The organism is Pseudomonas sp. CCC4.1, assembly GCF_035019225.1.
GTDB lineage: Bacteria > Pseudomonadota > Gammaproteobacteria > Pseudomonadales > Pseudomonadaceae > Aquipseudomonas > Aquipseudomonas bubulae.
In genome coordinates this window covers 25,217-32,188 of sequence record NZ_JASJWL010000053.1, presented here as the reverse complement: position 1 = coordinate 32,188, position 6,972 = coordinate 25,217, and the positions used below count along the sequence as shown (strand labels likewise).

General features: G+C 59.7%; 4 protein-coding genes. 1 reads left to right on the top strand and 3 read right to left on the bottom strand.

Features of this window, described 5'->3' with window-relative positions:
• Nucleotides 1–298: 298 nt before the first annotated feature.
• The 3 genes from QN377_RS18025 to rluC are packed head-to-tail and all read right to left on the bottom strand — an operon-like array spanning nucleotide 299 to nucleotide 2,923.
• On the bottom strand, nucleotides 299–1,288 hold the full coding sequence (locus tag QN377_RS18025) for a S49 family peptidase (RefSeq protein ID WP_095003152.1): 990 nt from the start codon (nucleotides 1,286–1,288) through the stop codon (nucleotides 299–301).
• Nucleotides 1,289–1,308: 20 nt separating this feature from the next.
• Nucleotides 1,309–1,974: an HAD-IA family hydrolase gene (locus QN377_RS18020; RefSeq protein WP_095003151.1), complete on the bottom strand. Its 666-nt coding sequence runs from the start codon at nucleotides 1,972–1,974 to the stop codon at nucleotides 1,309–1,311.
• Complete coding sequence (gene rluC / locus QN377_RS18015; protein ID WP_095003150.1) at nucleotides 1,961–2,923, bottom strand: 23S rRNA pseudouridine(955/2504/2580) synthase RluC; 963 nt, start codon at nucleotides 2,921–2,923, stop codon at nucleotides 1,961–1,963. Before rluC ends, QN377_RS18020 begins: the two co-directional genes overlap by 14 nt.
• Nucleotides 2,924–3,643: 720 nt before the next feature.
• On the opposite strand from rluC, the gene rne reads away from it, so the two are divergent.
• A complete protein-coding gene (rne, locus tag QN377_RS18010) occupies nucleotides 3,644–6,910 on the top strand; it encodes a ribonuclease E (protein ID WP_322213316.1) in 3,267 nt (1,088 codons plus the stop codon).
• The last annotated feature ends 62 nt before the right edge of the window (nucleotides 6,911–6,972 follow it).

Sequence of the window (6,972 nt, the reverse complement as noted above, 5' to 3'; positions counted from 1 at the left end):
GCGTCAGATGTGTATAAGAGACAGCTCGCGAACGACCTTCGCGAGCAGGCTCGCTCCCACAGTTGCAGTGTTCCTGCAGCTGCCGAGGAACGAAGACAGCGTTCGGCGGCGAAGCCGTCGTAAACCCGATGATCGCAATTCGACGACGCACCGCGCCAGCTGATTTCACGACGGCTTCGCCGCCGAACGCAGCCTCGCTCCTTCGGCAGCTGCTACGCGACATAGAGCCTCTAAACTTTTTGCCAGCCATAAAAAAACCGGCCCTCTTTCAGGCCGGCTTGTTTGAAGCACTCAACAATCAGCGCAGCGTCGGCCCCTGAAAGCCCATCCACATGGCCAATTGCTCAGCCACGCTGGCACCGAGCTTTTTCGAGAAGCGGTCGAAAGCCGATTCCTGCACCGTGAAGTCCACCAGCTCCTTGGCGCCGATCACGTCACGGGCAACCGAACTGGTATTGCCCAGCCCGTCAATCAACCCCAGCGGCAGCGCCTGCTGCCCCGTCCAGACCAGGCCCGAGAACAGCTCCGGGTGCTCCTTGTCTTTCAGGCGATCGCCACGCCCCTGCTTGACGCTGTCAATGAACTGCTGGTGCGTCACATTCAACACACCCTGCCAGAACTTGGTCTCATCCGGCTTTTCCGGCTCAAACGGATCCAGGAACGCCTTGTGGTCGCCCGACGTGTAAGCACGACGCTGAATACCCAGCTTGTCCATCGCACCGACGAAACCGAAGCCTGCCGCCGTCACGCCAATCGACCCGACGAGACTGGCCTTGTCGGCGTAGATCTCATCAGCAGCACTGGCAATGTAATAAGCCCCGGATGCCCCCAGATCGGAAATCACCGCATACACCTTGGTATCGGGATGCAGCCCACGCAGGCGACGGATTTCATCGTAGACATAACCCGACTGCACAGGACTGCCGCCCGGGCTGTTGATGCGCAGCACCACCCCCTTGACCCGCGGATCGTCAAACGCAGCCTGCAGGCTGGTGACCAGATTGTCGGCACTGGCCGGCTCCTTATCGGCAATCGGACCACGCACATCGATCAGCGCGGTGTAGCTGGAACCGCCGACAGCGCTGCGCTCCATACTCACCAACGGGGTAAACAGCAACAACACCGCAATCAGGTAGCAGAACATCAACACCTTGAAGAAAATGCCCCAGCGCCGCGAGCGGCGCTGCTCCTGAATGCCCGCCAACAGGGTTTTTTCCAGCAACTGCCAGCTTTTGTCACCACCGACAGTGTTTTCAGCCGCAGAGGGCGCCTTCCATTGATCGACCATGCACTACCCCAGCAAAGATCTTAATTAGCCTGGCGATCAAGCCAGGCACGCAACTCGGGAAAACTGTCAATTGCCAACCGGGGCTCGAACGTCAGCAAGCGCTCCATCGATTGAGCACCATAGCCTACCGCAACCGAGTCGATACCCGCATTGCGCGCCATCAGCAAATCAAAGGACGCATCACCCACCATCAACGCCTGCTGCGGACACACATCGCAATGAGCCAGGATCTGATTGAGCATCAACGGATCAGGCTTGCTGGCGGTCTCGTCTGCAGCACGAGTGATATCGAAGAAATCCTCCCAGCCGTGGGCCTTGAGCACACGATCAAGGCCACGACGGGCCTTGCCCGTGGCCACCGCCAGACGATAGCCCTGGGCACGGAATGCTTCCAGCGATTCCCGGACTCCCGCAAACAACGGCGAAGGCTCGGCATCCATGGCGATATAAATATCGGCATAGTGCTGGCGGAAGGCAATCACCTGCTCCGGGGGCATGTCGGGGTAAAGGGTCAGGATCGCCTCAGGCAACCCCAGACCGATAATCCCCTTGACCGCCTGCGCATCACGTACCGGACGCCCCGCACGTTGCGCCGCACCCTGCATCGCCGTGACAATCCGACCAATGGAATCAGCCAGCGTGCCATCCCAGTCAAAAATGAGCAGCTTGTACTCAGTAAGGGGCACTCAGACGCTCCACGGTTTTGGCCCACATTTCATCGACCGGGGCCTGGAATTTCATTTCAGTCCCATCGGGCATCGGCACGGTCAGCATGTAGGCATGCAGAAACAGGCGCTTGCCGCCCAGGTCGCGGATTTCCTTGGAGAACCCCTCATCACCGTACTTGCTGTCGCCGGCAATGCAATGCCCGGCATGCAGGGTATGCACACGGATCTGGTGAGTACGCCCGGTAATCGGTCGCGCTTCGACCATGGTTGCAAAATCACCAAAGCGGCGCAGCACCTTGAACACAGTGACCGACTCTTTGCCTTCGTCTTCGTTGACTTCAACCATGCGCTCACCCGAACGCAAGTTGCTCTTCATCAGCGGCGCACGCACCTGCTTGATGGACGCCGCCCAGTTGCCACGCACCAGAGCCATATAACGCTTGTCGATACCGTCGCCGCGCAGGGCCTCGTGCAAATGACGCAACATGCTGCGCTTTTTGGCGATCATCAGCAGGCCGGACGTGTCACGGTCCAGGCGATGCACCAGCTCCAGCTCCTTGACGTCCGGGCGCATCTGACGAAAGGCTTCAATCACGCCAAAGGTCAGGCCGCTGCCGCCGTGCACGGCGATGCCTGCTGGCTTGTTCAATATAATCAGGGCCTTGTCTTCATAGACAATGGCCGCTTCAAGGCGCAGCAACAAACCCTGGGCCACAGGCACCGGCTCGTCGCGCTCAGGCACGCGAACCGGCGGCACGCGCACGATATCGCCGGCCTGCAGCTTGTACTCGGGCTTGATCCGGCCCTTGTTCACACGCACTTCGCCTTTACGCAAAATGCGGTAAATCAAGGTCTTGGGAACACCCTTGAGCCGAGCAAGAAGGAAGTTGTCGATGCGTTGGCCGGCATATTCCGGCGAGACCTCAAGCAGCTGGACGCTGGGGGTCGGGGGGGTAGTCGTCGTCATGCCGTGAATGATAACAATTTTTTATGGAATTGAAGCACTTAATCATTGCTGCTATAGTCGCGAACGCCGCCAAAAGCGGCCTGGACAGAGGATTAACGGTGAACAACCGGCCCTGACCAACGCTCTTGATCAGGACGCGAGGCCGTCCTACGGGGCTTTTGCTGGATACGCAAGACCTGGAGTTGTAACAAGCGCAGGTGACATGAGGCCTGAAGCGAGCCTGGAAAGCAGAGTGCAAACTCGCCTTTTACGCCGATATTCACGGCCAGTTCACAAAGTGCAGTCAGCCTCGGGAATTTCGAGCGAATGCTTCGGAAACAACGCCTTTATTAGCCATGATGCGTGAACTCCCCTTTGGAGAACACGGTAAATGCCAACCCGCTGCGGATTCTGCGCGCGGCAGCACCCGAATTATCAGGGATACGTGTAGGGTGGAGATGCACAACCGCCGGACTGTGTAGCAATAGGCTTTATCAAGACGCTTCATCTCGTCCACAGCCGCCGGTTGATTCCTCCTCCTGACCAGACTTTTGCTTAAGAGGTGCATTAGCACCACAGCAAGCAGGAAGCGTAAGTCGCGACTTCGCCCCCAAGGGTCGAACCTCGCTGTACACAGGAGTGGCCAACAACTCCTGACGCACCTGACACCGACCATGAGAAGTCGTGTGTGCCGAACGCCGTTTCCGGTAGCCCGGAAACCGACGGTACAACATGAAAAGAATGCTGATTAACGCAACTCAACCTGAAGAGTTGCGCGTTGCACTGGTAGATGGCCAACGCCTCTACGACCTGGACATCGAGTCGGGTGCTCGCGAGCAGAAGAAAGCCAACATCTATAAAGGCCGTATTACTCGCATCGAACCAAGCCTTGAGGCTGCCTTTGTCGATTTCGGCTCCGAGCGCCACGGCTTCCTGCCCCTCAAAGAAATCTCCCGCGAGTACTTCAAGAAAGCCCCTGAAGGCCGCGTCAACATCAAGGACGTCCTGAGCGAAGGCCAGGAAGTCATCGTGCAGGTCGAAAAAGAAGAGCGCGGCAACAAGGGCGCAGCCCTGACCACGTTTATCAGCCTCGCCGGCCGCTACCTGGTCCTGATGCCAAACAACCCGCGTGCAGGCGGTATCTCCCGCCGCATCGAAGGTGAAGAGCGCAACGAACTGCGTGAAGCGCTGAACGGCCTGATCGCTCCTGCCGACATGGGCCTGATCGTTCGCACTGCCGGCCTTGGCCGCAGCAGTGAAGAAATGCAGTGGGACCTCGATTACCTGCTGCAACTGTGGACCGCCATCAAAGAAGCCTCGCTGGATCGCGCCGCACCCTTCCTGATCTACCAGGAAAGCAACGTGATCATCCGCGCCATCCGCGACTACCTGCGCCAGGACATCGGCGAAGTCCTGATCGACAGCGTTGAAGCCCAGGACGAAGCCCTGACCTTTATCCGCCAGGTGATGCCGCAGTACGCCAGCAAAATCAAACTCTACGAAGACAGCGTTCCGCTGTTCAATCGTTTCCAGATCGAAAGCCAGATCGAGACCGCTTTCCAGCGCGTCGTTGAACTGCCTTCCGGCGGTTCCATCGTTATCGACCCGACCGAAGCCCTGGTGTCCATCGACATCAACTCGGCCCGCGCCACTAAAGGCAGCGATATCGAAGAAACCGCACTGCAAACCAACCTTGAAGCGGCGGAAGAAATCGCCCGTCAGTTGCGCCTGCGCGACATCGGCGGCCTGATCGTCATCGACTTCATCGACATGACCCCGGCCAAAAACCAGCGCGCAGTGGAAGAAAAAGTCCGCGAATGCCTGGAAGCCGACCGCGCCCGCGTACAAGTGGGTCGTATCTCGCGCTTCGGCCTGTTGGAAATGTCCCGTCAGCGTCTGCGCCCATCCCTGGGTGAAAGCAGCGGCATCGTTTGCCCGCGCTGCAACGGCACCGGCATCATCCGTGATGTTGAATCGCTGTCGCTGGCGATCCTGCGCCTGATCGAAGAAGAAGCCCTGAAGGACCGCACTGCCGAAGTCCGCGCCCAGGTGCCAATCCCGGTTGCAGCGTTCCTGCTCAACGAAAAACGCAACTCGATCACCAAGATCGAACTGCGTACCCGTGCCCGCATCGTCATTCTGCCGAACGACCACCTCGAAACGCCGCACTTCGAAGTTCAGCGTCTGCGTGATGACAGCCCGGAAGCCCACACCAACCAGTCCAGCTATGAAATCGCTGCCGCTGCCGCTGAAGTGGAAGAAGTTCAACCGGCTGCTGCCACCCGCACCCTGGTTCGCCAGGAAGCCGCCGTTAAAACAGCACCGCCACGCACCTCGGCACCGGTTCCGACCGAAGCCGCTGCTGCTGCTGCTGCACCTGCTCCTGCACCGGCGGCCACCATCGCCGAGCCAAGCCTGTTCAAGGGCCTGGTCAAGTCGCTGGTAAGCCTGTTTGCCTCCAAGGAAGAGCCTGCAGCACCGACCGTAGTCGAGAAGCCGGCAACCCCTGAGCGCCCTGCACGCAACGAAGAACGTCGCAACGGTCGCCAGCAGAGCCGTAACCGCAACGGTCGTCGTGACGAAGAACGTAAACCGCGCGAAGAGCGTGCTCCACGTGAAGAGCGTGCCGCTCGCGAACCACGCGAAGAGCGCAGCCCTCGCGAAGAAACTCCGGTTGTGGCTCAAACTCCTCGCGAAGAGCGCGCACCGCGTCCACCGCGCGAAGAACGTGCGCCGCGTGCACCACGTGAAGACCGCAAGCCGCGTGGCGAACGCGAAGAGCGCGTACGTGAACTGCGCGAGCCTCTGGATGCAGCACCAGCCGTAGCCGCTGTGGCCGCTACCACTGCTGTAGCTGAAGAGCGCCCAGCCCGTCAGCCGCGTGAAGAGCGCCAGCCGCGCGCACCTCGCGAAGAACGTGCGCCACGCGAAGAGCAGGTTGTAGCTGCCGCTGAAGACGAAGAAGTGCTGAACGGTGAAGAGCAGTCCCAGGACGAGACCCAGGACAACGCCGAAGGCGATCGTCCACGTCGTCGCTCCCGTGGCCAGCGTCGTCGCAGCAACCGCCGCGAGCGTCAGCGTGACGCCAACGGCAACGTGATTGAAGGCTCGGAAGAGAACAGCGAAGAAGGCAACAGCCAGAACGCTCCTGCAACCACCTCTGAAGCAGCCGTCGTGGCCGTGACTGAAACCGTTGCCAGCCAGGTCGTCAGCGCTCCTGCTGAAGCCCAGGCGCACCAGCAGGCAGAACGCGCAACAGAAGTGGCCCAGGAATCGGCCCCGGTTGAAACCGTGGCCGTCGTTGAAGCTGACAAGGAAATTGTGGCTGTCGAAACACCTGCGGCCCAGGCCCCAGCTGTTGAAACCGCTGGCGAAGCAGCAACCAAAGTAGAAGCAGTCGCTGCCCAGGCACCGACCACTGAAACGCCTGTTGTTGAAACTCCAGTAGTAGAAGCACCGGTAGTAGAAGCGCCAACAGTAGAAGCAGTGACGCCGATCGAAGCCGTCAAGGCGCCTGAAGTTGAAGTTGCACCAGCTCAAGAAGCACAGCCTGAAGTCCAGGCCGTTGCCCAGCCGGTTGCAGCGACTCCAGAGCCAGTGGTTGAAGCCGTGGTGGAAGCACCAGCGGTCGAAACTCCGGTTATCGAAAAAGCACCGCATGCCCGCGAAGCCCGCGTTGTGCGCGCGCCAGTAGCAGAGCCTGCCGTTACTGAAGCCGTAGCAGAGCCTGTTGCCGCACCTGAAGTGGTAACCGTTGAAGCCGCGGTCGAAACGATAGTAGCCGTAGAGCCGGCCCCCGTTGAGACTGTTGTGACAACTGAAGTGGTTGAGGTAGTGGTTGCAGCAACTCCGGTTGTCAGCGCCCCAAGCAACGGTCGCGCACCTAACGACCCGCGTGAAGTACGTCGCCGCAAGCGTGAAGAGGCAGCTGCTGCAGCGGCCGCTCAGGCAACTGCGCATGAAGGCGTAGCCCAGGAAAAGGCACACGAGGATAAACCCCTCGCCTAATTCCAAAGGCCATTAAAAAGCCCCGCCAGTTCTGAACTGGCGGGGCTTTTTTTATGCCTGCG

Excerpts from the sequence above, each read along its gene's own strand:
- QN377_RS18025 (WP_095003152.1), bottom strand. The coding sequence starts at position 1,288 with ATGGTCGATCAATGGAAGGCGCCCTCTGCGGCTGAAAACACTGTCGGT.
- rluC (WP_095003150.1), bottom strand. The coding sequence starts at position 2,923 with ATGACGACGACTACCCCCCCGACCCCCAGCGTCCAGCTGCTTGAGGTC.
- rne (WP_322213316.1), top strand. The coding sequence starts at position 3,644 with ATGCTGATTAACGCAACTCAACCTGAAGAGTTGCGCGTTGCACTGGTA.